Origin of the sequence: Hymenobacter sedentarius (assembly GCF_001507645.1) — a bacterium.
Lineage (GTDB): Bacteria > Bacteroidota > Bacteroidia > Cytophagales > Hymenobacteraceae > Hymenobacter > Hymenobacter sedentarius.
Genome location: NZ_CP013909.1, coordinates 3,091,724 through 3,117,504 on the forward strand (window position 1 = coordinate 3,091,724; position 25,781 = coordinate 3,117,504).

The following is a 25,781-nucleotide window of genomic DNA, read 5'->3' on the forward strand; positions in this document are numbered from 1 at the left end:
TTGTGGCTAATTTCGCGCCGCTTACCACAGGGGCAAGCTTATTATCGGTTAAATGACGTTTACTCTTACGCTGCGCCGGCCGCTCGGGTGGCTGGTGGCCAGCCTACTGCTGAGCAGCCCTGTGCTAGCCCAAGTCCCGGCCAAGCCGCGGACCCCGGCGCCGGCGCCCGCCCAAGCAACTTCGCCTGATGCCCGCTACCGCAGCGGCAAAACCCTGCTCGACCAAGGCAAATACGCCGAGGCCCTGAAGCTGCTCGAGCCCCTGGCCCAGCCCAAGGCCCGCTTCGACCGCGCCGCCGATGCCGCCTACCTGAGCGCCGTGGCCGCCGCCCGCCTCAAGCAGTGGCCCGAAGCCGAGCAGCTGCTCAACCTGCTCCGGACCGAATACCCCACTTACCCCAACCTGCCCGATGCCCTGCTGCTGCAAGGCCAGGCGTCGTTTGAGCAGGAAGACTACGACACCGCACTCAAGACGCTGGCCCTGATGCCAGCCGATAAGTTGACGCCGGAGCGCGAGGCCTTGAAGGCCACCTACCTGCCGCGCATCAAAGACCGCAACACCTGGCTGCGCCTGCTGCGGCGCAGCTCCGACGATGCCACCCTGGCGCGGGCCTACGCCGACCACCTGATAGCCGGCGGCGCCTACACCGAAGCCGACCGCCCGGTGCTCGACGAGCTTATCGCCAAGTTCAGCCTCGACCGCGCCCGCTACACCCCCCGCCCCCGGGCCACCAAAAAGAGCAGCTACAACGTGGCCGTGCTGCTGCCTTTCGAGCTGAACGACCCGAGTTGGCAAACCCAGCGCAAAAACCAGTTCGTAACCGACCTCTACGCCGGCCTGCGCCTGGCCCAGGACAGCCTGCAGCGCGCCGGTCGCCAGCTCCAGCTCTTTGCCTACGACACCGGCGCCGATACCCTCACCCTGAAGCAGGTGCTGGCCCAACCCGAGCTGGCCGGCATGGACTTGCTGATTGGGCCGGTCTACAAATCCGGCGCCCGCCTGCTGGCCCGCTACGCCCGCGACCACCAGATAGTGTGCGTCAATCCGCTATCTGAAGACGGCGACTTGGTGCTCGATAACCCCTGGCACTACCTGTTTGGACCCAGCTCGGCCACCCAGGGACGGGTGGCAGCCCAGTTTGCGCTCAATGCTTTTGGCTCCGGCCGGCCCGGCATTCTGCTGCACGAAAAGACCAAGGACGAAACCGCCTTTGCCAATGCCTACCGGGCCACCTACGAAGCGCAGGGCGGCAAAATAGGCGTGCTGCGCAGCCTGGATTCTGACGTCGACGTCAGCCTGAGCGCCGCCTTCGCGGGCCTGGACTTGGCCAATGCCAGCCACGTGGTGGTGGCCTCCGACAACCGCCGCGTAGGGCCTTATACCCTCAATGTCCTGCAGCAGCAACCCGCAGGCAAGCGGCCTCCGCTCATCTGCCCCGGCTCCTGGTTAGATAACCCCCGCATCAGCATTGGCCAGCTCAATGGGCAGGGCATATACTTCGTTCAGCCCAAGTACTACGACGAACAGGCACCCGGTTTCCGGCGTTTCCGCCAGCTGTATTTGCAGTACCAGCACATTCCTCCGTCCATCTACGCCAACCAGGGGTTTGAAATGCTGCTGTATTTCGGCTCGGCCTTGTTCCAGTTCGGTCCTGCTTTCCAGGCAGGTCTGGCTGGTGTGGGGCCCGTGCCCGGGGCTATTTTCGAAGGCCAGAGCTACACGGGTGGAGCTCATGATAACCAAGTAGTGCCTATTGTCAAGCTGAACAACCTGGAGCTACAGGTGCTGCGCTAGGGCGCATCTGTACTCCTCACAGTACATCATGCTGAGCTTGCCTGTCATGCAGAGCGCAGCGAAGCATCTTATCAGGTGTGAACGATTCGTTCTGCGGTGATAAGATGCTTCGCTGCGCTCTGCATGACAGACGATTGGGTGACTACCCCAACCGTGATGCTCTTCACACTATGAAAGCTTTTAATAATTCTCTTTCGACAGTCACTCCAAATATGCTCAACCTCACCACTTCCGTTGCCTTATTCGACCGTGCTAAACCCCTCATTCCCGGTGGGGTAAACTCACCGGTGCGGGCCTTCCGGTCGGTTGGCGGCTCGCCGGTGTTTATGCAAAGCGCCCAGGGCGCCTGGCTCACCGACGTCGACGGCAACCGCTACGTTGATTTTATCAATTCCTGGGGCCCCATGATTCTGGGGCACGCCCCGCAAGTGGTGCTCGATGCCGTGACCAAAGCCCTGCCCAACTCGCTGAGCTTCGGGGCGCCCACCCAGCGCGAGGTCGAGATGGCGGAGCTGATTCGGCAGATGGTGCCCAGCATCGAGAAGGTTCGGCTGGTAAATTCCGGCACCGAGGCCTGCATGTCGGCCATTCGGGCGGCGCGCGGCTTTACGGGCCGGGCCAAAATTATCAAATTTGAAGGCTGCTACCACGGCCACGGCGATGCCTTTCTGATTGCGGCCGGCAGCGGCGCCCTCACCGCCGGCGAACCCGATTCGGCCGGCGTGACGCGCGGCGTGGCCCAGGACACCCTCACTGCTCCCTACAACGACCTGCCCGCCGTGGAAGCCCTGATAGCCGCCAATCCCGGCCAGGTAGCAGCCCTAATTCTGGAGCCGGTAGTGGGAAACATGGGCCTGGTAGCCCCCGCCGACGGCTTCCTGCAAGCCCTCCGGGCCCTTTGCACCGAGCATGGCATCGTCCTCATTTTTGATGAAGTGATGACCGGTTTCCGCCTCGCGCCCGGCGGTGCCCAGCAGCTCTACGGCATCAAGGCCGACATGACGACGCTGGGCAAAATCATTGGCGGCGGCCTGCCTGTGGGCGCCTACGGCGGCCGCGAGGATATTATGAACCAGGTGGCTCCCGCCGGTAAAGTGTACCAGGCAGGCACGCTGTCCGGCAACCCCATGGCCACGGCCGCGGGCATGGCTCAACTTCGCTACCTGCACGAGCACCCCGAGCTCTACACCGCGCTGGAAGCCAGCAGTGCCCGCCTCGCCGACGGCACCCGCCAGATTGCCGCCGACCTGGGCCTGAACTACACCGTGAACCGCGTGGGCTCCATGTTCAGCCTCTTCTTCACCAGCGAGCCGGTGACCAACCTGGAAGATGCCAAAAAGTGCGACACCGCCGCGTTCGGCCGCTACTTCCACGCCATGCTCCACCGCGGCATCTACCTGGCGCCCTCGCAGTTCGAAGCCCTGTTTGTGTCCACGGCCATCACCGACGAGCTGGTGGAAATGTACCTGAAGGCCTGCCGGGAGTCGTTGGTAGAAGCCCACGGGCTGTAGCGAACAGGGTCGCAGGCTGAAAAAAATTAAGTTTCGCAGAGACATTACTGTTCGCTTTTGGCTCCGCGAGACTTAATTTTCCACTTTGCGAAACCTTGCGCTCATATTCCAGCGACCTTTGTCTCATGGTAAAACAGTTTCTTTTGGTTCTGCTAATGGTGCTGGCGCAGCTGGCCCACGCCGAAACCCCCGCCGAGGCCAACAAGCGCCTCTTTGATAAAACCATCGACGAGCTGAACTTCCGCACCATGGAAACGGTGTACGACAAGTCGTTCGCCCGGGGCAAATTCCCCATCACCCTGCGCACCGCGGCCGCCCGCCGCAGCTTCGATGGGTTTGGCAACAACGCCCCGCTCAAGCAGCTGTTCATGAACTACAACGGCATTGCCGAACGGTACAAGAACCGCTACGGCAATGGCCCCAACACCCTGGCCGAGTTTGAGAAGCAGCTCAAGTCGGTGCTGCTGGATAAGAACTTCGAATTCTTTATTCACAACCTGCCGCGTGATGAGCGGGTGGCCCTCGTGCGGGCCGAGCAGCGCCTCATTCAGCAAGCCAGCGCCCAATTCAATGCGTCGGGTGCGCCCGAAGAAGTAGCCGCCGTGCCTCCGGCCGACGTGGACGCCCAGCCCGAAGCGGCCATGGCCGCCCCCCTTACCACCCACGAAGACGCGCCGGCCACCTCGGCTTCCAACGACGAAGAGCCGCTCTCATCGCAGGCTGCGGCCGAATCCGGGGCCGCTCCGCGCCACGACTGGCTCGACTACTTCACGTTGCTGCTCAGCCTCACCAGCACCCTGCTGCTGCTGTACCTCATCACCACCGTGCTGCCGAGCCTGAGCCGCCGCATAAACAACCTGGCGGCCGAGCCGGAGCCCGAGCCCGAACCCCGCAGCCTGGCCAGCCGCCTGCGCCCGGCCCGCTCGCAGGGCCTGCGCGAAGACCGGTACGAGGAGGACGAGGACGACTTTGAGCCCGCCGACCCCTCGCGCCACGACGACGACTAACCGCTCTGAATTTGCATCCGCGGAGTAGTTCAGCCTTTCAAATTCACCCTAACTTGTTCTAATGATTTTAACCGACCAGCAAATACTCGCGGAAATCGAAAAAGGCACCATCGTTATTCAGCCTTACGACCGCAGCTGCCTGGGTACCAATTCCTACGACGTGCACCTGGGCCAGTACCTCGCCACTTACCGCGATGAGGTGCTGGATGCCCGAAAGCACAACGAAATCGATGTTTTTGAAATCCCCGAAACCGAGGGGTTTGTGCTGCAGCCCGGCACGCTGTACCTGGGCGTAACCCAGGAATACACCGAGACCCATGCCACCGTGCCCTTCCTCGAAGGCAAGAGCAGCGTGGGCCGCCTCGGCATCGACATCCACGCCACCGCCGGCAAGGGCGACGTTGGCTTTTGCAACCATTGGACCCTGGAAATCAGCGTGTCCATGCCCGTGCGGGTGTACCGCTACATGCCCATCGGCCAGTTGATTTACTTCACGGTGCAGGGCGATGTCAACACCTTTTACAACCGCAAGCTGAACGCCAAATACAACGACCGCACCGACAAGCCAGTGGAGTCGATGATGTGGAAAAACACCTGGTAGCACTGGTGCCGCAGCTGGGTGAGCTGGCTTAAGCTCGAACCAGGGGTATGTTTTCTACGTTTAATGGTCACTGGGCTCGGCTACGCTGGCCCGGTCCTTGCGTAAGCGTGTTACCAAAACCCCTACGACGATGACTACGAAAAAAGCTTTTGCTTCATTGCTGCTGGCGCTTCTGGCCGGTGGTGCTGCTGCCCAGCAAGCCCCGACTGCTTCCACGGTTCAGTTACAGGATAAAACCCAGCCCAGCCCGCGTCTCAATGCGGTGGAGGCCCGGGCCGCGCGTCTCAGCAACCAGATGGTGCGCGACCTGCACCTGAACGGGTACCAGGCGGGTAAGCTCCGCGCCATCAACGACGATAAAATTGCCAAGATGGCGGCCATTGAGCGCAAGAATGCCGGCAACCCGTCCGTGATTGACGCAGAGTGCAAAGGCGTGTGCAAGGAACGCGACAAGGAGCTGCAGGACGTGCTCAGCAACGACCAATACACCAGCTACTTTAGTGCCCGTTCTAATTATTATAAATACGATAAGGACTACGCCGCGCAGTCGGCTAGCATCCTGCTGACCGAGGCCGTGCAGAACCCGGCGCCGGCCCGGGCCAACAACGCCGTTATCGCCCCGGCCAAAGCCAAGCCCACCAGTCGGCCGGCTGGCAACCTTGGCCGGAACGCTCGCTAATTTAGCTAACCCCAAATGCATAAAAAAGGCCCGTCGCAAAGTGCGACGGGCCTTTTTTGTTACGAACAGGGGCTTAGCGGCCCTGCTCTTGCTGGTCGAGGTAATCGGACAGTTCTTTGCAGAGGGCCCGCATTTTGGCGGCCATTTCCTTGTCGTCGGTGGCCGTCACAATGTTTTCGGCCATCGAGCCGATGTTGTCCACGCAGAAGCGCTTCATTTCATCGACGGGCATGTCCTTGGTCCAGAGGTCAATTTTCATGGTGCCCACCTGCTCCCGGTCCCACAGCGCAATGTTGATGGCTTTGGCGAAGTGGATGTCCGGCCCCGCATCGGTGGCCGACCAGCTAATGGCCTCGGGGACTTTGTTTTCGTCGAGGGCAATGCTGAAGCGGATTTCTGATTTTTTCATGTTTTGTAAAGAAGAAAAGCAGAACGCCATGCTGAGCGCAGTCGAAGCATCTCTACCGCAGCAGCAATCCCATCGAAAGGATTAGTTGCGCGGTAGAGATGCTTCGACTGCGCTCAGCATGACGTTCTGAGTAGGCGCGAATAAGTTTAAACGTAGTTGTTGAGCATCACCGGCATCACCAGCATCAGGATGCTTTCGTTTTCGTCCGGGGTGGTGGGCATGAGCAGGCCGGCGCGGTTGGGCGTGCTCAGCTCAAGGGTAATTTCCTCGGAGTCGATGTTGGAAAGCATTTCCAGGAGGAAGCGGGCGTTGAAGCCGATTTCCATGTCTTCGCCGTCGTACTGGCAGCTCAGGGTCTCCTTGGCTTCGTTGCTGAAGTCCAGGTCCTCGGCCGATACCACCAGCTCGGAGCCGGCCAGGCGCAGGCGCACCTGGTGGGTGGTTTTGTTGGAGTAGATGCTGATGCGGCGCACCGAATTGAGCAGTTCCGCGCGGTTGATGATGAGCTTGTTGGGGTTGCTCACCGGAATCACGTTCTCGTAGTCCGGGTACCGCTCGTCAATCAGGCGGCACACCAGGCGCATCTGGTTGAAGCTAAAGAAGGCGTTGCTCTGGTTGAACTCCATCTTCACCGGCGTAGCCTCGGAGGGCAGCGTGCCTTTCAGCAGGTTAAAGGCTTTGCGCGGGATGATGAGGTTGGCGGTTTGGCCGGCGCCCACGTCCTGGCGGCGGTAGCGCAGCAGGCGGTGGCCGTCGGTGGCCACGAAGGTTACCTGGTTGTCGGCCAGCTGCACCAGAATGCCGGTCATGGCGGGGCGCAGCTCGTCGGTGCTTACGGCGAAGATGGTCTTGTTGATGGCCCGGGCCAGCGACGACGAGGGCATTTCAATCGGGGCCGAACCCTTCACCACGGGCACGCGCGGGAAGTCGGCGGCGTTCTCGCCGGCCAGCTTGTAGCGGCCGTTGGAAGAGCTTATTTCGATGGTGTAGGTTTCCTCGTCCAGCGTGAAGGTCACGGGCTGGTCGGGCAGGTTCTTCAGGGTGTCGAGCAGGATGCGCGCCGGGGCTGCAATCCGGCCGGTTTCGCGGGCTTCCACGGGCAGCTCGGTAATCATGCTGGTCTCCAGGTCGGAGGCCGTGATGGTCAGCTTACCGGCCTCAATCTCAAAGAGAAAGTTCTCCAGAATGGGCACCACGGGGTTGTTCGTAACCACGCCGTTGATGCTTTGCAGCTGCTTGAGCAGCGCGGAGGATGAGACGATGAATTTCATGGTGCGAGGCTAGGGCTAGGAATAAGGGATGGCAAAGATAGGGGGCGGATTCGGCGTTTGGAAGGGGGGCGGGCACCGGAGTGAATTTAGAATCTTTGCCATACTCGTAGCATACTTATAGGGCCTGTTGTGCTGCGGCCGGCCGGAAGGCTTCGGCGCGTTTCCATTGGCTGAGTGACAAAGCGGTAATACCTTGGGAGCCCAAAGCGCCTGGCGGCCTGCCGGCACTTTTTTCAGAACTGCTACGCCTTTGAAAAGGAATTTTCTCTTTACTCCCATGAAGCCAACCTCAACCTTTCAAACCGCTTTCTTTGCTCTCGTGGTTTTGTTGCTGCTGGGGCCTGCAGCTGTGGCCCAGCGCAAGGCTGCCGGGCGCCGCAATGCGCCCAAGAGCACTGGCGCAGTTTATGACTCGGTCCTATACAACGGCTTGCGGTGGCGCTCCATTGGGCCGTACCGCGGTGGGCGGGCCGGCACCGTAGCAGGCGTGCCCGGCAACCCCAACCTCTACTACATGGGCACGGCTGGCGGCGGGGTGTGGCGCACCACCGACGGTGGCGGCACCTGGGCCAACATCACCGACAAATACTTTGGCGGCTCGGTGGGGGCGGTGGCCGTGAGCGAATCGGACCCGAACGTGATTTATGCCGGCGAAGGCGAGCAAACCGTGCGCGGCAACGTGTCGTCGGGCTTCGGGGTGTGGAAGTCGCAGGATGCGGGCAAGACCTGGGCCAATATTGGGCTGAAGGACTCGCGCCACATCGGCCGCATCCGCATTCACCCCAAAAACCCCGACTTGGTGTACGTGGCGGCCATGGGCGACCTGTATAAGCCCGGCGAGATGCGTGGGGTATATCGCAGCAAGGACGGCGGCAAAAACTGGCAACGAGTGCTGTTTGCCAACCCCGATGCCGGCGCCGTGGACCTTATTTTGGACCCTTCGAACCCCCGCATTCTCTACGCCAGCACTTGGAATGTGCGGCGCACGCCCTACAGCTTCTCGTCGGGCGGGCCGGGCTCGGGGCTCTGGAAAAGCACCGACGGCGGCGATACCTGGGCAGATATTTCGCGCGCTGAAGGGCTACCCACGGGTACGCTGGGCATCATCGGGGTGGCGGTATCGCCGGTTAATTCCCAACGCGTTTGGGCGCTGGTGGAAGCCGAAAAAGGCGGCATGTTCCGCTCCGACGACGGCGGCGTGCACTGGGCCAAGCTCAGCGACGACCGCAACCTGCGCCAGCGCGCCTGGTACTACACCCGCATCTACGCCGACCCGAAAGACGCCGACGTGCTGTACGTGATGAACGTGTCGTACCACAAAAGCAAGGACGGCGGGCGCACCTTCGCGGCCAGCAACGCCCCGCACGGCGACCACCACGACCTATGGATTGCCCCCGAAAACCCCAGCCGGATGATTATTGCCGACGACGGCGGGGCCCAAATCAGCACCGATGGCGGCCAGAACTGGACCACCTACGGCAACCAGCCCACCGGCCAGTTCTACCGCGTTGTGACCGACAACCACTTCCCGTACCGCATCTACGGGGCGCAGCAGGATAACTCTACCGTCCGGATAGCGCACCGCAGCGGCGGCAACACCATCGGTGACCGGGACTGGGAGAGCACCGCCGGCGGCGAAAGCGCGCACCTGGCCGTGGACCCGCTGAACCCCGACGTGGTGTACGGCGGCAGCTACGACGGCTACCTGGCCCGCGTAGACCACGCCAACGAGCAGGAGCGCATGGTAAACGTATGGCCCGACAACCCCATGGGCCACGGCGCCGAAGGCATGAAATACCGCTTTCAGTGGAATTTCCCGCTGCTGTTTTCGCCCCACGACCCCAAGCGGCTCTACGCCGGCTCGAACCACCTGCACGTGACCACCAACGAAGGCCAGTCGTGGGAGGTCATCAGCCCCGACCTGACCCGCAACGACCCCAAAACGCTGGGCTCCTCGGGCGGCCCCATTACCAAAGACAACACCGCCGTGGAGTACTACGGCACCATCTTCGCCATCGCCGAATCGGCGGTGGAGCCCGGCGTTATCTGGACCGGCTCCGACGATGGCCTGCTGCACGTGACCCGCGACAACGGCAAAACCTGGACGAAAGTGGCCCCCAAAGGCTTGCCCGAGTGGATTCAGATAAACAGCATTGAGGCACACCCCACGGTAAAGGGCGCGGCCTACGTGGCGGCCACGATGTACAAGTCGGGCGACTTCCGGCCCTACCTCTACAAAACCGCCGATTACGGCAAAACCTGGACGAAAATCACCACTGGCATTCCCGCCACCCACTTCACCCGTGTGGTGCGCGCCGACCCCAAGCGGCCCGGTCTGCTCTTCGCCGGCACTGAGTACGGTATGTACATTTCCTTTAATGATGGCGCGCAGTGGCAGCCGTTTCAGCTCAACCTGCCGCCCACGCCCATCACCGACCTCACCCTCAAAAACGACAACCTGATTGCGGCCACCCAGGGCCGGGGCTTTTGGCTGATTGACGACGTGACGCCCCTGCACCAGCTGGGCGCGCCGGTGGCAGCCAGCAAGTTTCACTTGTATAAGCCCACGCCGAGCTATAAGATGGAAGGCAGCGGCACGCCCGACGTCCCCAAAACCGCCGGCCAGAACCACCCCGGCGGCGTAATGCTGTACTACTACCTGGCTCAGAAACAGGACTCGACCAGCGCCGTGAAGCTGGAGATTCTAGATGCCAGTGGCAAGCTCATCCGCACCTTCGCCAACACCGACCGTGACCTGCGCGATAAAAACCTCACCAAGGAAGAGAAAGCCAAGGCCAAGAAAGAGCTGCTGCCCACGCGCAAGGGCCTGAACCGCTTCGTGTGGGACCTGGGCTACCCCGATGCCAGCCGCTTCGAAGGCCTCATCCTGTGGGGCGGGGGCACACAGGGGCCCAAAGCCGTACCCGGTACCTACAAAGCCCGCCTGACCCTCAACCAGGAAACCCAGGAAACTGACTTTGTGGTGCTGGCCGACCCCCGCAGCAAGGCCACGCCGGAAGACCTGAAAGCGCAGTTCGATTTCCTGCGCGACGTGCAGCAGAAACTCACCGAAACTCACGACGCCATCCGGGACATCCGCACCATTCGCGGGCAGCTCCGCACCATCACGGCGCCCCTGAAAGGCCAGCCCAACGCCAAGGACGTGGTGGACTCGGCCGGCGCCATCGAGAAGAAAATGACCCAGATTGAGGAGCTGCTGTACCAGACCAAAAACAAGAGCGACCAAGACCCGCTGAACTTCCCCATTCAGCTCAACAACAAGCTGGCGAACCTGGCCAGCCAGGTGGGCAATGGCAGCTACCGGCCCACCGAGCAGGCCGAGGCATTCAAGAAGGAGGTAACGGAGCAGATTAACCAGCAGCTCAGTCAGTTCAAGATGATAAAGGAGCAGGACATCCCCGCCCTCAACAAGCTCATTCGCGACAAGGGCGTGGACGCCATCACGCTGCCCAAGCAGCCGGCCCCGGCGGCGCCCAGCAGCTTGTAGCGGGGCCTGACACTACCGCCGCGGGTCAGTTTCAGCCCCTGAGGCAACGGCTTGCTCAACCGGTGCTTTGCGTTTGGCCATCTGGTACCGTACCCGGAACCAGGTTGCCACGAGCAGCAGCAGGGCGCAGCCTTCGCTCAGTACTTTTTCGGCATCAAAAAAATCTACCGGCCGGTCCTTCAGCAGCGGGTCCATCACCACGCCGTGCACCACGAAAAGCAGGGCCGTGGCGTAGGAAATCAGGTGCACGTTTTTCCAGGCGCGAAACCCCATGCGCTTGCGGATGCCATCCTGCGACGTGAGTACCACGAGCACCAAAGCGTAAAATGCCAAGGCGCCCAGTGCTACAAAAAGCCGCTGATGCGGGGCATGCAGGGGAAACAGCACGTCAACCAGCGTGAATTTTGACGTTTTATCGACCACCAGCAACAGCGGATGCACGGCAGCAATGGCCAGGGCCACGTAAGCCGTCCAGTTGTGGATGTCGGCTACCGGAATGCGCTTCACTAGGGCCGGGGCTTTCTTCCAGTACCACGACTTCCGGTAGGCGGTGCTGAGCATCATGCCCAACAGGAAGTTGGCGGTAAGGAGCACCGTGGCCACCAGGCCCGCCGCCGATGAAAGGTCCAGTAGGGAAATGTCCATGGGCAAAAAAAGTGAGGCAGCCACGATGCCCCGTTGTTAGGCCGCAAACCGCGCATAGCGCCGCTTCCGGCGCCACGCCCGCACGGCCCCAAACAGCCCTAGCAAAGCCAGTGGGGCACCCAGGTTGAGCAGTTGCCAGCGGCGGCGCTGCTCGGCCAGCTTCACCTTGTCCAGGGGGCGGAGGGTGATTTGCTTGCCGCGCACCGAGATGAGGCCGGTTTCGTCGAGCAGATAGTCGGTGGCATTCAGCACCAGCTCGCGGTTGGCAAATTCGGTGTTGGCGAGGCGGTCGAAGCCCAGGCGGTAGGGGTTGCCGGTTTTGGGGTCGATTTCCGAGCGGATGAAGTCGCCATCGGAAATAACCAGGACTTTGCTGGGTTTTCCGTTGGGAGATTTTTCGGGCTGGAACTGCAGCGTGCCGGGCCGGGCGCGGTTGGCAAAGAGCGAGGGGAACTGGCCTTCGAGCAGGTAAGCCACCGGCTGGAAGCCTTTCTGGTACAGCTTGGGGTTGGGCTCGAGGCGGGCGTCGTTGAAGTTGATGGGCACGGGCGCTGGCAGCACGCGGGTGTAGCGCGAGGTGGTCATCAGAGGCGTCTTGCGGATGCCCACGGCCTTCACGGTGTCGAGGTTGCCCACAAACTTGAGGTACACCGCGTCGAGGTTGCGGGTGATGGGGTGCGGGCTGAACTTGTTGATGAGCGGGTAGAGCTGCCAGGGCATGGGCTCAATTTTGGGCTTGTTGCCTTCCATGCCAGTCACCAGGGGAATCTGGCCGCAGTTGAGGTCGAGCAGTAGGTTCTGGTTTACGCGCAGGCCGTACTTGAAAAAGAGGTCGTCGAGGTTGAGGTTGTAGGGCGTAGCCAGGGCCACGCCGTTGCGGCTCACGCTGTCGAGGTCCACGCGCAGGGCATCCACAAAGAACAGCGCCTTGCCGCCCTGGGTGATGAACTGGTCGAGCTTGAACTTGTCGTCTTCCGAGTAGGGCGACTTGGGTTGAGCCACCACTACGGCGTCGAGGGCGCGCAAGTCGGGCACCTTGCTGAGCGTGACGCGGTACACGTCGTACTGTTGCTGCCAGGTGCTGAGCATGTCGCCGGCCTGGGCGTTGCTGAGCTCACCGTGGCCTTCAATCACCCCGATGCGCTTGCGCAGCCCGGGAACGAGCGCGCGGATGGTGCTGGCCAACTCATACTCCAGCCCTTCAATGCTTTGGTTGAGCCGAACGTCGGCCGCGGCGGCTTGATTGCCGCGCAGCAGCAGCACGTTTTTGTCCTGGCCGCCCACGCTCACCACCGCCCAGGGGAAGATGATTTTCTCCACGCGCTTGCCGTTTTCGGTGGCGCCGAGGTTGGTGGGCTTCAGCCCTTTTTTGATGAGCGAGGCGTAGAATTGGTTGCGGGCCGCTTCGGTACCGGCCGCGCTGGGGTCGATGAAGATATAGTTCAAATTGGCCCCGCCGTACACCTGGAACTCGGTCAGCGTTTCGCGCACGCCCTGCTCCAGGCGGCGAAAGGCGGGTGGGAAATCGCCGGTAAGGTACACCGTGATGGTAACCGGCTGCTTGAGGTCGCGCAGCAGCGTTTTGGTGGCCGGCGACATCGTGTAGCGCTTCTCTTCCGTCATGTCGATGCGGAAGAAAAAGCGCTGCGCCACGAAGTTTATCAACAGCAGGAAGCCAAGAATGGCCGCGAAGTAAAGCAGGTCGCGCTGCTTGCGCGAGGCCGCTACAGGAGCCGCAAGCGGCGCATCATTCAACGTATTTTCCATTACCAGTTACGGCTGCGTAAGGCCAGTCGCGTGGCCTGCAAAGCCACCGCAACCACGCTGAAGAAATAAACCAAGTCGCGCGAGTCAATCAGGCCCTTGCTCAAGTCGCGGTAGTGCGCCGCAATGCCCAGCTGGCTCACGTAATACGCCGGGCCGCCTTCCAGCACCGATGCCAGCGAATCGAACCCGGAGTACACCAGAAAACAGCCCACCACCGCCACCAGAAACGCGATAATTTGGTCGCGCGTGAGGGCCGAGGCCAGAATGCCGATGGCCGCAAACACCGCCGCCAGCAGCGCTAGCCCCAGGTAGGAGCCCACCGTGGCGGCCGAATCGATATTGCCTTCCGGGTTGCCCAACTTGTAAACCGAGAAGTAATACAGCAGCGTCGGAATCAGGGCCAGCAAGGCCAGGATAAAGCAGGCCAGGTACTTGCCGCCGATAATCTGCCCATCGGTGAGCGGACGGGTGAGGAGCAGCTCAATTGTGCCGGCCTTTTTCTCCTCTGCAAACGTGCGCATGGTGATGGCTGGAATCAGAAACAGGAATATCCACGGAGCCAGGTTGAACAGCGTCTGCAGGTCGGCATAGCCGTAGTCCAGCACACTGCTGTCGGGAAAAACCCAGACAAACAGGCCGGTCGCAATCAGAAACACGCCCAGCACCACGTAGGCGACGGGGGAGTTCAGGAAGGCGTTGAATTCTTTTTGAAGGATTGTTAGCATAGTGTCTGAACGTCATGCTGAGCTTGCCGAAGCATCTCTACCGCGCAAGTAATTGATTAGTGTTGAGGTAGAGATGCTTCGGCAAGCTCAGCATGACGTTCTTTTTTCGTTGTTTTGTTTCTACTTGGTGAGCTCCCCAAACACCTCTTCCAGGCTCTGCTGCTCCTGCCGCAGCCCTAGCAAAATCCAGCCTTCCTGCGCGGCCAGCCGCGACACGGCCGCGCGCGGGTCGGTGCCGGGCGCGGTGCGGAGCAGGATGGCGCCATCCGGCGCGGTTTCGACGTGGCGCACGCCTGGAAGCTTGGCCAGCAGGGACGGGGCCACGGTGCCTTCGAACTCGGCGCGCACCACGGTTTCGCCAGCGGCGCGGGCAGCTAGCTCGGCCACGGGGCTGTCGGCCACCAGCTTGCCCCGGCTGATGATGAGCACGCGCGAGCACAGGGCCGTGACTTCGGGCAGAATGTGGGTACTGAAAATGACGGTTTTGTCTTCGCCGACTTCCCGGATGAGCTGCCGGATTTCCAGAATCTGGTTGGGGTCGAGGCCGGTGGTGGGCTCGTCCAGAATCAGCACGTCCGGGTCATGAATGAGGGCCTGGGCCAGCCCAACCCGCTGCCGGTAGCCCTTGCTGAGCGCCCCGATTTGCTTGTTTTGCTCGCGGCTCAGGCCCACTCGCCGCACCAGCTCGGCCACGCGCGTGCGCAAGCCAGGGCCGCGCAGCCCGTGCACCGAGCCGATGAATTCGAGGTACTCGTGCACGTACATGTCGAGGTAGAGCGGGTTGTGCTCAGGCAGGTAGCCCACATGCCGGCGCACGGCTAGGCTTTCGGTGAGCACGTCGTGCCCGGCCACGCGCACCGTGCCGGAGGTAGGAGGAAGGTAGCCGGTGGCAATCTTCATCGTGGTGCTTTTGCCCGCACCGTTAGGCCCCAGGAAACCCACGATTTCGCCCTTGCCAGCCGTGAAGCTGATGTCGTCCACGGCGTTTTGGGTGCCGTAGGTTTTGGTCAGGTGTTCTATTTCTACCATATGGGGTTATTTGTCAGAAAGACCGTCATGCTGAGCGGAGCCGAAGCATCTCGCGTGCAGCAGTAACTCAATCGTTCAAACGTCATTAGTCAGTGGTGGCACGCGAGATGCTTCGGCTCCGCTCAGCATGACGGTCTTGTGTAATCGTCCTACTTGACGTTGGCCGGCCGTAGCTGAATTTCGGAAATCATGGTTGTATCCGGGGCTTCAATGGCGTGCACCATGGCCGCCGCAACGGATTCGGGCGTCATTTTATGCGGGTCGGGCGTGGCTCCGGGCTGGTTGCCGTTGAAATGGGTTTCCACTGAGCCCGGCATGACGCACGTGACGCGGATGCCGGCCGGCCGTACTTCCTTAAACAGCGCATCGGAAAAGCCGCGCACGGCAAATTTGGTGGCGCAGTAACCCGACATTCCGGCGGAGCCCGCCGTGCCCGCCAGCGAGGCCACGTTCACGATGTGGCCCTGGTGCTGGCGCTTCATCTGCGGGAGCACGGCGCGGGTGCACAGGAAAACCCCGTGCACGTTGGTATCGAACATCGCTTTCCAGTCTTTGGATTTAAAGCCATCGACTTCGCCCATGATGCCCAGGCCGGCGTTGTTTACCAGCACGTGAATTTCCGGGCCCAGCTCCCGCACGGTGTTGGTGAAGGCTTCGGCTACGGCTACTTCGTCGCGCACGTCGCACTCAAAAAACTGGAATCGGTCGTGCACCAGGCCTTCGGGGGCGGTGCGGCCCCAGCCCGCTACGGCGGCGCCGCGGGCCAGCAGGGCTTCCACGGTGGCTCGTCCTATTCCTTTGCCCGCGCCCGTGACGATGGCTACTTTGCCGGTGAGGTCCATTTATCTTTGAGAAAATTAAGAATGCAAATGCGCTATACGAATTTGCGGCCGCAAGTTAGCGGCACAAGGGGGTTTGGGAAGATGAAGCGGCTGGGGCGCGCGGGGCTGGGGGTGGCGTTGGCGGCGGGCCTGAGCACTTGCGGCCCCGGGCACGGCACCGACTGCCTGAAAAGCACCGGCACCATCATCGTGGAGCGCCGCGAAGTAGCCCCCGACCTCATAACCGTAACGGCCTACGACAACGTGGACCTGCGCCTGGTGCAGGACTCCCAGACCTACGCCGAAGTGCGAACCGGCGAAAACCTGATGACGGACATCGAGTTCACGCGCAAAGGCAACAGCCTGGAAATAAACAATACCAGCCGCTGCAACTGGGCCCGCAGCTACGACACGCCCCGCGAAGTAACCCTGCACCTGCCCCGCATCACCAACGTGTTTCTGCGCGGGCAGGGCAACGTGAGCACCGTGGGCGAGTTTGTGAAAGACACCATCTTCTTCCATTTGGTAGGAGCCGGCGATTTCGACCTCACCCTGAAAGCCCGCCAGGTGTACCTCGATTTGTACGAGCTGGGCGATGTAAACCTGCGCGGCAGCACCGGCGGCTTCAATTTCACCCTCGGCGGCTCCGGGCGTTTGTTCGCCCACGACCTGGCCTCGCGCACATGCTACTTCAACATGACCCGCGACAGCGACGGCGCCGCCCACGTGCGCGCCACCGAAGCGGTGGGCGGCACCGTGGCCGGCAACGGCACGTTTTACTACAGCGGCGCGCCGGCCTATACCGATATCAAAGTAATCGGCAAGGGCGGCCAGAAAACAGAGTAGGCGAATTAGAAAAAGACTGTCACGCTGAGCTGGCGAAGCATCTTATCACCGCTGCACGAATCGTATTGGCGTGACAAGATGCTTTGCCAGCTCAGCATGACATTAGCCTAAGTCGCCCAGCTGCGGCCGAATCAGCAGCTCTTCCACCACGGCGTGCGGCGAAAGGGAAAACGCCGAAAACACGGCTTCGGCCACGTCTTCGGCCCGCACAAACCGCTCGGTGGGCAGATCCACGCCTTCCCAGCTGGCCGTGAGGGTGGGGCCCGGCAATACTGCCGTCACGCGCACGCCGCTGGGCTTTAGCTCTTCCCGCAGGTTTTTGGTGAAGCCCAGCAGGGCGTGCTTGGCAATGCCGTAGGAGCCGCCGTTGGGGTAAGCGGTGATGCTGGCCGTGGAGCAAATGGTGAAAATATGGCCCCGGCTTTGGGCGATGAGGCCCGGCAGCAGGGGCAGGGTCACGTCGTAGGCACTGAGCAGGTTCACGGCCAGCATCTGGCGCAGCTGCGAGCCATCGGCGGGTTCGTCCTGCAGCCGGCCGGGAATGAAGGCGCCGGCGTTGTTTATCAGCACTTCAATCGGAAGATTCAGTTCAAGTACGAAGGCCGCAAAGCGGGCGCAGTCCTCGTACTGGCTCAAGTCGGCCGGCAAGGTGTGGAGCCGGGCGCCGGGAACATCCGCGGCCAACTCGGTTGTGAGGGTGGTTAAATCGGCGGCCGAACGGGCGCAGGTGGCCACTGGGTGCCCCGCGCGCAGGAAGCGCGACACTAAGGCGCGTCCGATACCTTTGCTGCCGCCGGTGACGACAATTAATTTTTCGCTCGTTTGCACTATCTCTGCGTGATTTTACGTAAGGTGCGGCGTTACACAGGCACTCGACTGTAGCAACACGACCGCCCAAACTTCGGTTTTTATTCTCAACTATTCCCCAATGCTTAAAACTCTAGGCTCGTTCGTCCTTTTTCTGCGCGGCATGGTCTCGCGCACGGAGCGCTTCAGCGTGCTCTGGAACCGAACCATGGAAGAGGCCATGCTTATCGGGGTCGACTCCGTTCTCATCGTTTCCATTGTGTCGGCGTTCATCGGGGCCGTTACCTGCGTGCAGATTGCCTACAACCTCACCAATCCGCTTATTCCGCAATCCACCATTGGCTACATGGTGCGCGAAATGACCATTCTGGAGCTGGCGCCCACCATCACCAGCATCGTGCTGGCAGGCAAAGTAGGCAGCAGCATCGCCGGTGGGCTGGGCACCATGCGCATCACCGAGCAGGTGTCGGCGCTTGAGGTGATGGGCATCAATTCCACATCTTATTTGGTGTTGCCGCGCATTATTGCCGCGCTGCTCATGTTTCCGCTGCTGGTTATCCTGGCCATGGGGCTGTCCATTCTCGGTGGCTACCTGGCGGGCACCCTCACCGGCGTGATGACGGCCCAGGACTACATCGAAGGCATTCGGACGGATTTTATTCCCTACAACATCGTGTTTGCCTTGATTAAAGCCGTGGTGTTTGCCTTTCTCGTGTCCGGCATTTCTTCCTTCAAGGGGTACTACACCACCGGCGGGGCCCTAGAAGTGGGCGCGGCCAGCACCGGGGCGGTTACCAACTCCATCATCGCCATTCTGGTCGCCGACTTTGCCCTGGCCGCTTTGCTGCTCTGATTAGTTGTCAGTTGCTGGTTGTCGGTTGTTAGCTCTGCTAATGGCTCACAGCCCAACAACTCTGGACAACGAACACCTGATAACTGACAACCATCATGATTGAAGTATCCAATATTGAAAAATCGTTCGACGGCACGCCCGTGCTGAAAGGCATTTCGTGCGTGTTCGAAACCGGCAAGTGCAACCTGCTGCTCGGCGGCTCCGGCACGGGCAAAAGCGTGCTGCTGCAGTGCATTGTGGGCCTGATGAAGCCGGACATCGGCTCCATTACCTTCGACGGCACGGTGTACACCAACAGCAAGATTGACATCCGCCAGGAAATCCGGCGCAAAATCGGCATGCTGTTCCAGGGCTCGGCCCTGTTCGACTCGATGACGGTGGCCCAGAACGTGGAATTCCCGCTGCAGATGCTCACCCCCGAAATGACGCCCGAAGAGCGCCGCGAACGGGTAGAGTTTTGCCTGAAGCGCGTGGGGCTGGAGAAAGCCGGCGACAAGATGCCCGCCGAGATTTCGGGCGGTATGAAGAAGCGCGTGGGCATTGCCCGCGCCATTGCCCCGCACTGTACTTACCTTTTTTGCGACGAGCCCAACTCCGGCCTGGATCCGGCCACGAGCATTAAAATCGACGAATTGATTCGCGAAATCACCCACGAATACGGCATCACCACCGTCATCGTGACCCACGACATGAACTCGGTGATTGAAATTGGCGAGCACATCATCTTCCTCCACCAGGGTAAAAAGCTCTGGGACGGCACCAAAGAAGAGGTGTTGAATGCCGAAGTGCCCGAGCTGCAGGAGTTTATCTTCAGCAGCGCCCTGGTGCGGGCCGCCAAAAAAGTAGACGACGAATCGGTTGGTGGCCTCGCCGCCCTTACCGAATCCGTGGACCACGGCGGCGGCATTTAGCCCAACTTACTCCAAACCGAAGGGGCCCGCCCGGCATTGCCGGGCGGGCCCTTTCGTTTATTGCTGCAAGGCCTTGAGGTGGGCCAGGTGGTGCTGCCCGTGCCAGGCGTACAGGGCCAGGGCTTGGTCGAGGGTAAAAGCGCGCTTGGTGCCGGGGTGGTAGAACGTGCGCTGCCACTGCTCGTCGCTGAGGTGGTGCAGCAGCGAGACCCAGCGCGTGTGCAGGGCCTCCAGCAGCGTCAGGGACACCGTGATGGGCGTGGCGGCTACGTCGGGCAGCTCGGCCCAAGCTTGCTCGTCGTAGGGGCATATGGTAGGGTTTTCCTCCGTCAGGGCCAGCCGAAAGCGGCAGTAGCTGTTCAGGTGCGAATCGGCAAGGTGGTGGATTACCTGCCGGCCATTCCAGCCGCCGGGGCGGTAGGGGCGCTCCAGGCCCACGCCGCCCACGGCCCGGGCCACGGCCGTGAGTTGAGCCGGCAAGTCCGCAAGCTGCTGAATGAGGGCCGTGCGCTCGGCAGGGGGGAGGGCGCCTTCCGGCAGTTGGGCCTGCCCGATGGGGTAGCTGAGACTTACCATATTTTTAATGAAGAATTAAGAATGAGGAATGAAGAATTGGGGATGGAGTGAAACGAAGCGGCAGTTGGCTCACAAAAAAAATGAGGAACCGGAAGCAAATTCCCAATTCCTCATTCTTCATTCCTCATAAAGCGCAGCGTCCGTTAGCCGTTGCGCTTGTTCAATTCGTCGCGGATTTTGGCGGCTTTTTCGTAGTCTTCTTTTTCGAGGGCCTGGGCCAGCATTTTGGTTAGCTCGTCCAGCGAAACCTGGCCGCTGGGTTCGCGGGCTTCCGGCTGGGTCCGGCTGGGGCGGGGCGCGTCGGTGTCGTTATCGTCGTCCTCGTCTTCATCCTCCTCTTCTTCGGTTTCGCTTTCGGCTTCATCGAGGTCCGAAAGGATGATGCCGGCTTCGCTGAGCACGCTTTCAACCGTGAAAATGGGCACTCCGAAGCGCAGGCCAATGGCAATGGCATCGGAAGGGCGGGCGTCGATGTCGAACGTGGTGGCGCCATCGGAGCACACGATGCGCGAATAGAACACGCCCTCTTTCAAATCAGAAATTACCACTTCCAGAATCACCACGTGCACGTGCTCGGCAAACGATTTGAACAGGTCGTGGGTAAGCGGGCGGTTGGGGCTGATTTTCTCGATTTGGATGGCGATGCTTTGCGCCTCGAACATGCCGATGATGATGGGCAGGCGGCGGTTGCCACCCTTCTCGCCCAAAATCAGCGCAAAGGAGCCAGACTGCGACTGGCTGGACGAAAGGCCCAGGATTTCAAGCTGGATTTTTTTCAAGGGACTGGGGAACTGTGGGTCTTGGGACTTAGGAGGAGGGCGGCGCGCCTGAAGCAGCGGGGGCAGGGATGTAGGTGCAAACTAAAGAAAAGTCCGGCTATCCACCGCAGAACTGAGCCCGGGCCCGCCGCATGATAAAAGATTTGGGGACTTAAGCAGCCGTTTTCTTACGAAAACAAAATGCCTAAGTCCCCAATTCCTGAAAAAATATTAGCCCAATTCTTTTACGGCAGCCGTCAGCTTGGGCAGTACGTCGAACACGTCGCCCACGATGCCGTAGTCGGCAGCCTTAAAGAACGGCGCCTCCGGGTCTTTGTTGATGACCACAATCACCTTGCTGCTGTTTACGCCGGCCAGGTGCTGGATGGCCCCCGAAATGCCGCAGGCGATGTACAGGTTCGGCGACACGGTGATGCCGGTTTGGCCCACGTGCTCGTGGTGAGGGCGCCAGTCTACGTCCGACACGGGCTTGGAGCAGGCCGTGGCCGCGTGCAGCGCCTTGGCCAGGTCCTCAATCAGGCCCCAGTTCTCGGGGCCTTTCATGCCTCGGCCGCCGGATACCACGCGGTCGGCTTCGGGCAGCAGAATGCCGCCGGCCTGGTCCTGCATCACCACCTGGGTAGGGGCGTCGGCAAAGTCCGCATCGGTAAGCTGGGCCGTGAAGCTCTGCACTTCGGCCGTTTTGCCGGCTTCGTGCTTGGCTTCGGTCGAGTTTTTCTTCACGGCGATGATTTTGCGCTCGCCGCTCAGCACCACGTCCGAAAACGCCTTGCCGGAGAAGGCGCCGCGGCGTACCACAAACTGGCCGTTATCGGTTTTGGGCAGCTCCACGGCGTTGGTAGCCAAGCTGGCCTTGAGCCGCACCGACAGGCGCGAGCCCACGGCCGCGCCAATGTTGGAGTTGGCCAGGATAATCACCTTGGCCTGCTCTTGCTCGGCTGCGGTGGCAATGAGCTTGGTGTAAGCGTTGTTTACAAAGTCCTTGAGGCGCGGCTCGGCATCGTAGAGCACCTTGGTGATGCCCTGCTCGCCGAGCTTGGCCAGGTTGGCCTCGGTGGCTTCGCCCACGGCAATGGCCGTGGCGGTGGTGCCCAGCATGGCGGCCACTTCGGCCCCGTAAGTAGCGACTTCCAGCGAAGATTTTTTCACTTCGCCATCGGCGCATTCAACTACAACTAGTACAGACATAATTTTTCTTGTTTGTCATCCTGAGCGGAGCGAAGGACCTTATCACGTCCGCGCCGCAATGAATTAGTGATTCTGACGAGCGCAACCGTGATAAGATGCTTCCTGCGTCAGCATGACAGATGATTATTAGATAACCTTGGCTTCGTTGCGCAGCAGCTTGATGAGCTCGCCGGCGTTTTCGGCGGGGATGAGCTTCACGCCCTGCTTCTTGGGCGGCAGCGCGTACTCGGCGACTTGGGTGCGGGCGGGCTCGCCTACGGGCGGCACCACTTTCAGGGGCTTGGTGCGGGCCGTCATGATGCCGCGCATGTTGGGGATGCGGGGCTCGCACATGGGCTGCTGGCACGAGGCCACGAAGGGGGTGGTTACGGTCACAATCTCCTTCCCGCCTTCAATTTCGCGCTCCAGTGTGGCGGTATTGCCGTTCATGTCGAGCTTCATGGCCGGGGCCACGGTTGGGATGCCGAGCATTTCGCCCACCATGCCGTGCACCTGGAAGCCGTTGTAGTCGATGCTTTCCTTGCCCATCAGAATCACGTCGTAGCCGCCTTCTTTGGCCACGGCCGCAATCTGCTCGGCCACAAAAAAGGCGTCCTGCGGTGCGGCGTTGACGCGGATGGCGTCGTCGGCGCCAATGGCCAGCGCCTTGCGGATGTTGGGCTCCGTATCGGCTTCGCCTACATTGAGAACGGTGACCGTGCCGCTGCCGGCCGCCTCTTTCAGCTCAATGGCGCGGGTGAGGGCGTATTCATCCCAGGGGTTAATCACGAACTGCACCCCGGCCTTGTTAAACTCCTTGTTATCGGGCGTAAAGGTGATTTTGGTGGTCGTGTCGGGCACGTTACTAATGCAAACGAGGAATTTCATGCAAGCGGGCTGAAACCAGAGAAAGGAGAAATCACGCGGAAAAACCGCAATTTTGGCGCAAAGATAACCTGAAACCGCCCCGAATGAACACGCCGTCCACCCGTTTGCAGCAACTGCTCGCCTTTTACCAAGACGACCCCACCGACGCCTTTACCATCTATGCCCTGGCCACGGAATACCGGGCGCAGGAGCCGGAGCGGGCCTGGGGATTTTACCAAAAACTACTGTCCGAACACCCTGATTATGTGGGCACGTACTACCATGCCGGCAAGCTGCTCGAGCAATTTGATAAGCAGGACGAGGCCGAAAAAGTTTACCGCGACGGCCTGAAAGTAGCTCGCCAGGCCGGCCAGCAGCACGCCGCCAGCGAGCTGCTGCAAGCCCTCAACAAGTGCCTAGGACTGGACTACGAAGATGATTAAGCAGTCGATAGCTTCCCTGCTTGATTATTACAGCAAAGGCATTGGCAGATAGTGTTATGCTTAATTTTTTAATCGGAAAAGTATAAGATAAAATGGTTATTTTAGTACGCAATGCGGGCTGCGGAGGGCCGGGTAAGCGTCACCATTTTTCCTATTTCCGATGAATAATTTACTTGACTCCATCAAGGCAATGATTACGCCCGACCTGGCTAGTGGGCTGGCAGGCCGCCTGGGCGAAAACCAGGGCGGGGTGAGCAAAGGGCTGTCGGCCGCGCTGCCGCTGGTGCTGGCCGGGCTTATCCAGAAAGTTGGCAACGGCGACGGCGCGCAGTCGGTCTTCAGCATGGCGCAGACGGCCTTTCAGCAGCACGGCAGCAGCCTGGGCTCGTCCAAAGGGCTGCTGGGCTTGCTGAGTGGCACCAATACCGGCAGCCCACAGGCCGGAAACATGCTGACCTCGATTTTTGGCGGGCAGGCTTCCAACCTGGCTACCCCGCTCAGCAGCCACGCGGGCATCAGCTCGGGTTCGGCCAGCTCGCTGCTGAGTCTGGCGGGCATGGCGGTGCCGGCGCTGCTGGGCCGCCACGTCAAACAAAACAACCTCAACGCCAGCAGCATGGGCTCCATGCTGATTGGGCTGAAGGACCAGGTAATGGCCATGCTACCCGGTGGCCTGGGCGCGTTGCTGGGGGGCCTGGGTGCGGCCGCCAGCCGCATGGGCAGTGCGGCGGCCGGTGCCGCGGGCACCCTCGGCTCGGCCATGACCAACCCGGGCGGTGACCCGCGGCGCCAAATTACCCCGGCTCCTGCCGGGGGCGGTACGCGCTGGCCCCTCATCCTGGGGGCGTTGGCGGTGCTGGCCCTTCTGTTTTTTTTCACGCGCAGCTGCAACAAAACCACTACCAACCCAACTACCACGCAAACCACCCCCATGGCCGACACAACCAAAGGCATGCCGAAGCCGGTGGCCCCGGCCGTAAGCACGGGGCTGGATTCGGCCTCCGCGGCCCTCAAAGCCGGCTGGGCAAAGCTGGGTGCTATGACGGCCATTAAGCTGCGGGATGGCAGCACCATCAACGCTCCTGCGAATGGCGTCGAGAGCAAGCTGGTGGCCTATATTAACGACAAGTCGCGGCCCGTGGATAAAACCACGTGGTTCTCGCTCGACCGCCTGCTGTTTAAAACGGCCAGTTCGGAGCTGCTACCCGACTCGCAGGAACAGCTCGACAACCTGGCGGCCATCCTGAAAGCGTACCCCGCCGTAAAGCTGAAGCTGGGCGGCTACACCGACTCGCGCGGGGATGCGGCCCTGAACCGCCGGCTGTCGGGCGAGCGCGCCAAAACGGTGCTTAACCGCCTCGTGGCCGCTGGCATTGCGGCCAACCGCCTCGCCTCGGAGGGCTACGGCCCCGAGCACCCGGTGGCCAGCAACAACACGCCCGAAGGCCGCCAGCAAAACCGCCGCGTAGACGTACGGGTGACAGCCAAATAGCAGTTAAGCTATTCTGCTTAACACCAAAAGGCCCCGCGAGCACACGACGGGGCCTTTTGGTGTTCAAACCCGTAATGGGTTTTAGCTCAACTTAAGGTCTTTCAGGTGGAAGTAGCTCAATTCCTTGCCACCGCTGCGTTTCACCGGTCTTTGCCGGCAAACTTGCCTAAGTGAAACTAATTAATTCTAACATTAAATAATTAATTGGAGTGGCGCTGGCACATGTTGAGCGAGAATAATAATGCATGCACCATATATTATAACTATTTTTATTTATTATTTACTTATATAAATGATTTAAGACTGAATAACATGACTTTCAACTACCGTGCTTTTCCAGCACAGCGATGACAAGTTTGCTCGACACCATCAAGGCTACTTTCTCCCGTGAGTTGGTAAGCCACCTCGCCAGCCGGCTCGGCGAGGCTGAGAATGGCGTCAGCAAGGCGTTGGGCGGCCTTGTGCCGGTGGAGTTGGCCGGACTCATAAAAAAGGTCGGAGCGGGAGAAGCCTAACTGGTGTACGACCTGAGCCAAAATGCCAGCCGCACGGCCAGTGGCCACTGCAGCACCATGACCGGGTTGCTAGGCATCGTGGGCAGCGGCGACACGCTGGGCGGCGCCATGGTACAGGGTGATTGCCTGTTAACCAATTTGTTTGGCGCAAATTCCGGGACCATTGCCGATGCCGTCAGTGCGTATGCAGGCATTAAGCCCAGCTCGGCCAAGACCTTGCTGGGCACGGCAGGAGTGGTGGTGCCCGCCCTGCTGGGCCAGTACGCCAGCAGCCATAATCTCAAAGCAATAGGCACGGCTTGGCTGCTGGTGGGGCTAAAAGGGCAGGTGCGCAGCTTGCTGCCCGCTGGCCTGCACGGCCTTACGGGCGTGCTCCGGTTGGGCAGATTGGGCAATTGGGCTGCGCCGGCTGCCAACGGCCGGTTGGCGGCTTCGCGCGTCGCGCCAACTGTCGCGGGCGGCCTCAGAACTTGGTGGTACCATTTGCTCGTGCCGTTTATTGCCTTTGTGCTGGTGCGGTATTTCCTGCTGGTGTGGGGGCTGCCGGCCACTGACGTGGCCAGCCCCACGGGCGGCTCCCGAGCCAGCGCGGGTTCCTTTGCATCGAGCGAGGCCGCTACCGGCATTGGCTTGCGGGGCTAGGCAGTAGAGAAGCCATTGGGCTGGTAAAAACCGCCATTGGCCGAGCGGATAGAGTCATTGAGGGCGTGCGCGCAGGGTTCATTTTATCCTCATGCGGGCCTGTCCACATTTGTGG

At 60.9% G+C, this 25,781-nt stretch carries 25 protein-coding genes; 13 read left to right on the forward strand and 12 right to left on the reverse strand.

Translation table 11 applies throughout. From position 1 onward, the window contains the following. Positions 1-52 precede the first annotated feature (52 nt). From AUC43_RS12680 to AUC43_RS12700, 5 genes are all read left to right on the forward strand, one after another. The gene (locus AUC43_RS12680) at positions 53-1,795 is read left to right on the forward strand and encodes an ABC transporter substrate-binding protein (protein ID WP_068194078.1); all 1,743 of its coding nucleotides are present in this window, start codon (positions 53-55) and stop codon (positions 1,793-1,795) included. A 212-nt stretch (positions 1,796-2,007) separates the two neighbouring features. Continuing rightward, positions 2,008-3,306 carry a glutamate-1-semialdehyde 2,1-aminomutase gene (hemL, locus tag AUC43_RS12685; protein WP_068194081.1) on the forward strand — a complete coding sequence of 433 codons (1,299 nt, stop codon included), beginning with the start codon at positions 2,008-2,010 and terminating at the stop codon, positions 3,304-3,306. 125 nt (positions 3,307-3,431) lie between these two features. After that, positions 3,432-4,313 (forward strand): hypothetical protein, encoded by an 882-nt coding sequence (locus AUC43_RS12690; protein ID WP_157781062.1) that lies wholly within the window; start codon positions 3,432-3,434, stop codon positions 4,311-4,313. 61 nt (positions 4,314-4,374) lie between these two features. Beyond that, positions 4,375-4,914, forward strand: coding sequence for a dCTP deaminase (gene dcd / locus AUC43_RS12695; protein ID WP_068194087.1), 540 nt, complete (start codon positions 4,375-4,377; stop codon positions 4,912-4,914). Between the two features lie 130 nt (positions 4,915-5,044). Continuing rightward, positions 5,045-5,593, forward strand: coding sequence for a hypothetical protein (locus AUC43_RS12700; RefSeq protein ID WP_068194090.1), 549 nt, complete (start codon positions 5,045-5,047; stop codon positions 5,591-5,593). Between the two features lie 73 nt (positions 5,594-5,666). Here AUC43_RS12700 and gldC read toward each other — a convergent pair whose 3' ends face one another. Together gldC and dnaN are read right to left on the reverse strand one after the other, a co-directional pair. Next, positions 5,667-6,002 carry a gliding motility protein GldC gene (gene gldC, locus AUC43_RS12705; protein ID WP_068194092.1) on the reverse strand — a complete coding sequence of 112 codons (336 nt, stop codon included), beginning with the start codon at positions 6,000-6,002 and terminating at the stop codon, positions 5,667-5,669. A gap of 146 nt (positions 6,003-6,148) precedes the next feature. After that, a complete protein-coding gene (dnaN, locus tag AUC43_RS12710) occupies positions 6,149-7,273 on the reverse strand; it encodes a DNA polymerase III subunit beta (RefSeq protein ID WP_068194095.1) in 1,125 nt (374 codons plus the stop codon). A 277-nt stretch (positions 7,274-7,550) separates the two neighbouring features. On the opposite strand from dnaN, the gene AUC43_RS12715 reads away from it, so the two are divergent. After that, positions 7,551-10,781, forward strand: a complete 3,231-nt coding sequence (locus tag AUC43_RS12715) for a WD40/YVTN/BNR-like repeat-containing protein (protein ID WP_068194098.1) — start codon at positions 7,551-7,553, stop codon at positions 10,779-10,781. A gap of 12 nt (positions 10,782-10,793) precedes the next feature. Here AUC43_RS12715 and AUC43_RS12720 read toward each other — a convergent pair whose 3' ends face one another. The 5 genes from AUC43_RS12720 to AUC43_RS12740 all read right to left on the reverse strand — a co-directional run bounded on the left by AUC43_RS12720 (position 10,794) and on the right by AUC43_RS12740 (position 15,789). After that, positions 10,794-11,426, reverse strand: a complete 633-nt coding sequence (locus AUC43_RS12720) for a ferric reductase-like transmembrane domain-containing protein (RefSeq protein ID WP_068194101.1) — start codon at positions 11,424-11,426, stop codon at positions 10,794-10,796. 36 nt (positions 11,427-11,462) lie between these two features. Continuing rightward, positions 11,463-13,193, reverse strand: a complete 1,731-nt coding sequence (gene gldG / locus AUC43_RS12725; RefSeq protein ID WP_068194104.1) for a gliding motility-associated ABC transporter substrate-binding protein GldG — start codon at positions 13,191-13,193, stop codon at positions 11,463-11,465. Next, positions 13,193-13,918 carry a gliding motility-associated ABC transporter permease subunit GldF gene (gene gldF / locus AUC43_RS12730; protein ID WP_068194107.1) on the reverse strand — a complete coding sequence of 242 codons (726 nt, stop codon included), beginning with the start codon at positions 13,916-13,918 and terminating at the stop codon, positions 13,193-13,195. The genes gldG and gldF overlap by 1 nt, the downstream gene beginning before the upstream one ends. A 120-nt stretch (positions 13,919-14,038) precedes the next feature. Next, on the reverse strand, positions 14,039-14,947 hold the full coding sequence (gene gldA / locus AUC43_RS12735) for a gliding motility-associated ABC transporter ATP-binding subunit GldA (RefSeq protein ID WP_068194110.1): 909 nt from the start codon (positions 14,945-14,947) through the stop codon (positions 14,039-14,041). A gap of 149 nt (positions 14,948-15,096) precedes the next feature. After that, the gene (locus tag AUC43_RS12740; protein ID WP_068194112.1) at positions 15,097-15,789 is read right to left on the reverse strand and encodes an SDR family oxidoreductase; all 693 of its coding nucleotides are present in this window, start codon (positions 15,787-15,789) and stop codon (positions 15,097-15,099) included. Between the two features lie 27 nt (positions 15,790-15,816). Between AUC43_RS12740 and AUC43_RS12745 the strand changes: the two genes are divergently transcribed. Further along, positions 15,817-16,614 (forward strand): GIN domain-containing protein, encoded by a 798-nt coding sequence (locus AUC43_RS12745; RefSeq protein ID WP_157781063.1) that lies wholly within the window; start codon positions 15,817-15,819, stop codon positions 16,612-16,614. A 102-nt stretch (positions 16,615-16,716) separates the two neighbouring features. On the opposite strand, the gene AUC43_RS12750 is transcribed toward AUC43_RS12745, so the two are convergent. Next, positions 16,717-17,442, reverse strand: a complete 726-nt coding sequence (locus tag AUC43_RS12750; protein ID WP_068194118.1) for an SDR family oxidoreductase — start codon at positions 17,440-17,442, stop codon at positions 16,717-16,719. Positions 17,443-17,542: 100 nt separating this feature from the next. On the opposite strand from AUC43_RS12750, the gene AUC43_RS12755 reads away from it, so the two are divergent. Both AUC43_RS12755 and AUC43_RS12760 read left to right on the forward strand, forming a co-directional pair. Further along, the gene (locus AUC43_RS12755) at positions 17,543-18,274 is read left to right on the forward strand and encodes an MlaE family ABC transporter permease (protein WP_068194121.1); all 732 of its coding nucleotides are present in this window, start codon (positions 17,543-17,545) and stop codon (positions 18,272-18,274) included. Between the two features lie 95 nt (positions 18,275-18,369). Then, positions 18,370-19,185, forward strand: a complete 816-nt coding sequence (locus AUC43_RS12760) for an ABC transporter ATP-binding protein (RefSeq protein WP_068194123.1) — start codon at positions 18,370-18,372, stop codon at positions 19,183-19,185. 57 nt (positions 19,186-19,242) lie between these two features. On the opposite strand, the gene AUC43_RS12765 is transcribed toward AUC43_RS12760, so the two are convergent. The 4 genes from AUC43_RS12765 to AUC43_RS12780 form a co-directional block, all read right to left on the reverse strand. After that, the gene (locus tag AUC43_RS12765) at positions 19,243-19,761 is read right to left on the reverse strand and encodes a YfiT family bacillithiol transferase (RefSeq protein WP_068194129.1); all 519 of its coding nucleotides are present in this window, start codon (positions 19,759-19,761) and stop codon (positions 19,243-19,245) included. A 143-nt stretch (positions 19,762-19,904) separates the two neighbouring features. Then, positions 19,905-20,540 (reverse strand): bifunctional nuclease family protein, encoded by a 636-nt coding sequence (locus AUC43_RS12770; RefSeq protein WP_068194132.1) that lies wholly within the window; start codon positions 20,538-20,540, stop codon positions 19,905-19,907. Positions 20,541-20,750: 210 nt separating this feature from the next. Then, positions 20,751-21,728 carry an electron transfer flavoprotein subunit alpha/FixB family protein gene (locus tag AUC43_RS12775; protein WP_068194135.1) on the reverse strand — a complete coding sequence of 326 codons (978 nt, stop codon included), beginning with the start codon at positions 21,726-21,728 and terminating at the stop codon, positions 20,751-20,753. Between the two features lie 126 nt (positions 21,729-21,854). Beyond that, positions 21,855-22,595, reverse strand: a complete 741-nt coding sequence (locus AUC43_RS12780; RefSeq protein WP_068194136.1) for an electron transfer flavoprotein subunit beta/FixA family protein — start codon at positions 22,593-22,595, stop codon at positions 21,855-21,857. A gap of 83 nt (positions 22,596-22,678) precedes the next feature. On the opposite strand from AUC43_RS12780, the gene AUC43_RS12785 reads away from it, so the two are divergent. From AUC43_RS12785 to AUC43_RS12795, 4 genes are all read left to right on the forward strand, one after another. Further along, positions 22,679-23,017, forward strand: a complete 339-nt coding sequence (locus AUC43_RS12785) for a hypothetical protein (RefSeq protein WP_068194137.1) — start codon at positions 22,679-22,681, stop codon at positions 23,015-23,017. A gap of 160 nt (positions 23,018-23,177) precedes the next feature. Continuing rightward, complete coding sequence (locus AUC43_RS12790; protein WP_082685078.1) at positions 23,178-24,509, forward strand: OmpA family protein; 1,332 nt, start codon at positions 23,178-23,180, stop codon at positions 24,507-24,509. Positions 24,510-24,865: 356 nt separating this feature from the next. Next, positions 24,866-25,024, forward strand: a complete 159-nt coding sequence (locus tag AUC43_RS20985; RefSeq protein WP_199243444.1) for a hypothetical protein — start codon at positions 24,866-24,868, stop codon at positions 25,022-25,024. Between the two features lie 3 nt (positions 25,025-25,027). Continuing rightward, complete coding sequence (locus AUC43_RS12795) at positions 25,028-25,666, forward strand: DUF937 domain-containing protein (RefSeq protein ID WP_068194141.1); 639 nt, start codon at positions 25,028-25,030, stop codon at positions 25,664-25,666. The last annotated feature ends 115 nt before the right edge of the window (positions 25,667-25,781 follow it).

Excerpts from the sequence above, each read along its gene's own strand:
- AUC43_RS12680 (WP_068194078.1), top strand. The coding sequence starts at position 53 with ATGACGTTTACTCTTACGCTGCGCCGGCCGCTCGGGTGGCTGGTGGCC.
- hemL (WP_068194081.1), top strand. The coding sequence starts at position 2,008 with ATGCTCAACCTCACCACTTCCGTTGCCTTATTCGACCGTGCTAAACCC.
- AUC43_RS12690 (WP_157781062.1), top strand. The coding sequence starts at position 3,432 with ATGGTAAAACAGTTTCTTTTGGTTCTGCTAATGGTGCTGGCGCAGCTG.
- dcd (WP_068194087.1), top strand. The coding sequence starts at position 4,375 with ATGATTTTAACCGACCAGCAAATACTCGCGGAAATCGAAAAAGGCACC.
- AUC43_RS12700 (WP_068194090.1), top strand. The coding sequence starts at position 5,045 with ATGACTACGAAAAAAGCTTTTGCTTCATTGCTGCTGGCGCTTCTGGCC.
- gldC (WP_068194092.1), bottom strand. The coding sequence starts at position 6,002 with ATGAAAAAATCAGAAATCCGCTTCAGCATTGCCCTCGACGAAAACAAA.
- dnaN (WP_068194095.1), bottom strand. The coding sequence starts at position 7,273 with ATGAAATTCATCGTCTCATCCTCCGCGCTGCTCAAGCAGCTGCAAAGC.
- AUC43_RS12715 (WP_068194098.1), top strand. The coding sequence starts at position 7,551 with ATGAAGCCAACCTCAACCTTTCAAACCGCTTTCTTTGCTCTCGTGGTT.
- AUC43_RS12720 (WP_068194101.1), bottom strand. The coding sequence starts at position 11,426 with ATGGACATTTCCCTACTGGACCTTTCATCGGCGGCGGGCCTGGTGGCC.
- gldG (WP_068194104.1), bottom strand. The coding sequence starts at position 13,193 with ATGGAAAATACGTTGAATGATGCGCCGCTTGCGGCTCCTGTAGCGGCC.
- gldF (WP_068194107.1), bottom strand. The coding sequence starts at position 13,918 with ATGCTAACAATCCTTCAAAAAGAATTCAACGCCTTCCTGAACTCCCCC.
- gldA (WP_068194110.1), bottom strand. The coding sequence starts at position 14,947 with ATGGTAGAAATAGAACACCTGACCAAAACCTACGGCACCCAAAACGCC.
- AUC43_RS12740 (WP_068194112.1), bottom strand. The coding sequence starts at position 15,789 with ATGGACCTCACCGGCAAAGTAGCCATCGTCACGGGCGCGGGCAAAGGA.
- AUC43_RS12745 (WP_157781063.1), top strand. The coding sequence starts at position 15,817 with ATGCGCTATACGAATTTGCGGCCGCAAGTTAGCGGCACAAGGGGGTTT.
- AUC43_RS12755 (WP_068194121.1), top strand. The coding sequence starts at position 17,543 with ATGCTTAAAACTCTAGGCTCGTTCGTCCTTTTTCTGCGCGGCATGGTC.
- AUC43_RS12760 (WP_068194123.1), top strand. The coding sequence starts at position 18,370 with ATGATTGAAGTATCCAATATTGAAAAATCGTTCGACGGCACGCCCGTG.
- AUC43_RS12765 (WP_068194129.1), bottom strand. The coding sequence starts at position 19,761 with ATGGTAAGTCTCAGCTACCCCATCGGGCAGGCCCAACTGCCGGAAGGC.
- AUC43_RS12775 (WP_068194135.1), bottom strand. The coding sequence starts at position 21,728 with ATGTCTGTACTAGTTGTAGTTGAATGCGCCGATGGCGAAGTGAAAAAA.
- AUC43_RS12780 (WP_068194136.1), bottom strand. The coding sequence starts at position 22,595 with ATGAAATTCCTCGTTTGCATTAGTAACGTGCCCGACACGACCACCAAA.
- AUC43_RS12785 (WP_068194137.1), top strand. The coding sequence starts at position 22,679 with ATGAACACGCCGTCCACCCGTTTGCAGCAACTGCTCGCCTTTTACCAA.
- AUC43_RS12790 (WP_082685078.1), top strand. The coding sequence starts at position 23,178 with ATGAATAATTTACTTGACTCCATCAAGGCAATGATTACGCCCGACCTG.